At 69.8% G+C, this 2,173-nt stretch carries 1 protein-coding gene; it reads right to left on the bottom strand.

Annotated features, from left to right (window positions below; translation table 11 throughout):
* Window positions 1–2,173 (bottom strand): molybdopterin-dependent oxidoreductase (locus tag AC2VNT_RS14845; protein WP_486947582.1); only part of this gene is annotated, 2,173 nt, incomplete at both ends.

Raw genomic sequence — 2,173 nt, 5'->3', positions numbered from 1 at the left:
GGCCTTCTCGTACCAGGTGGCGGCCGGCAGCACGACGTCGGAGACCAGCGTCGTCGAGGTCATCCGGAAGTCGATCGACATCATCAGGTCGAGCTTGCCCTCCGGGACCTGCGGGGTGACGACGACGTCGACCGGCTGCACCCCGCCGGTCGGCGGGTCGTACCGCACGTTCGAGTCGGTGCCGAGCAGGTGCTGCAGGAAGTACTCGCCGCCCTTGCCGGACGCGCCGATCAGGTTGGCCCGCCACACGGTGAGCACCCGCGGCCAGTTGACCGGGTTGTCCGGGTCGGTGATCGACAGCTTGAGCTTGCGCTGCGCGAGTTGGTCGGCGACGTACTCCCCGACATCACGGCCTGCGGCCTTCGCGTCGTCGGCGACGTCCAGGGGCGACCGGTCGAACTGCGGGTAGAACGGGCTCCAACCCATCGCCGTCGCCGAGGCCAGCAGGTCGATGGTGTGCTTGCCGGCGAACCGGCCGCGGCCCAGCGGGGTGGCGAGCTTGTCGGCGCCGTATCCGTCGTAGCGCCACTGGTTGGTGTGCACATACCAGTGCGACGCGCCGGGCACCTGCCGCGGCGGGCGCACCCAGTCGGTGGCCATCGCCATCGTCTGCCAGCCGGTCAGCGGGCGAACCTTCTCCTGGCCGACGTAGTGCGCCCAGCCGCCGCCGTTGCGCCCCATCGACCCGGTCAGCATCAGCAGCGCCAGCACCGCCCGATAGGTGGCGTCACCGTGGAACCACTGGCCGATGCCGCTGCCCATGATGATCATCGACCGGCCGCCGGATTCGTCGGCGCTGTGGGCGAATTCCTTGGCGATCCGGATCGCCTGGGTCGCCGAGACGCCGGTGATCGGCTCCTGCCAGGCCGGGGTGTTCGCGGAGTCGGGGTCGTCGTATCCGCCTGGCCAGTTCCCGGGCAGACCGGGCCGCTGGACCCCGTACTGGGCCAGCATCAGATCGTAGACGGTGCAGACCAGGTGCTCGCCGATCCGGCGCACCGGGATCCCGCGGCTGGCCACCGTCCCCTCGCCGTTGACGGTGTCGAAGCTGGGCAGCGACACCAGTGCGGTCTCACCGCCGTCCCTGAGCACGCTGAGCGCCGGCTTCACCTCGCCGAGATCGAGGTTCCACTTGCCGATCCCGTCGTCGCCGAACCGGAAGCCCAGCGAGCCGTTGGGCACCACCACCGAATCGGTGCCGCTGTCCAGCAGCGCCGGTTTGAACGCGGCGTTCTCGGCGCCGGCCGACGCGGCGCCGAGATCGGCGGCGGTCAGGTTCTTGCTCGGGACCAGATGCTCGCCGCGCTGGTCCAGCTTGATCAGGAACGGCAGGTCGGTGTACTGGAGGGCGTAGTCGATGAAGAACGAGTTCGGTTTGCGCACATAGTGTTCGGTGAGGATGACGTGGCCCATCGCCATGGCCAGCGCGGCGTCGTTCCCGGCCGCACACGGCATCCACTCGTCGGCGAACTTGGTGTTGTCGGCGTAATCCGGGCTGACGCTGACCACCTTGGTGCCGCGGTAGCGCACCTCGGCCATCCAGTGCGCGTCCGGGGTGCGGGTGATCGGGACGTTGGAGCCCCACATCATCAGGTAGGCGGCATCCCACCAGTCGCCGGACTCGGGCACGTCGGTCTGGTCACCGAAGACCTGCGGCGAGGCCACCGGCAGGTCGGCGTACCAGTCGTAGAACGACGTCATCGGCGCGCCGATCAACTCGAAGAACCGCGACCCGGCCGCATACGACACCATCGACATCGCCGGGATCGGCGAGAACCCGGCGATCCGGTCGGGGCCGTACTCCTTGATCGTGTGCACGTGCGCGGCGGCGATCATCTCGGTGACCTCGGCCCAGCTCACCCGCACCAGCCCACCCTTGCCGCGGGCCCGCTGGTAGCGGCGGCGCCGTTCCGGATCGGCCTGGATGTCGGCCCAGGCGGCCACCGGGTCGCCGAGGCGGGCCTTGGCCTCCCGGTACATCTCCACCAGCACCCCGCGGGCGTACGGGTAGCGCACCCGGGTCGGCGAGTAGGAGTACCAGGAGAACGACGCCCCGCGCGGGCAGCCCCGCGGCTCGTACTCGGGGCGGTCCGGGCCCACCGACGGGTAGTCGGTGGCCTGGTTCTCCCAGGTGATGATCCCGTCCTTGACGAAGATCTTCCACGAGCAGGAC

The organism is Mycobacterium sp. TH-M15, from assembly GCF_057473705.1.
Note: the sequence above shows the minus strand (reverse complement) of the source record. Positions and strands in the feature narration are given on the sequence as shown.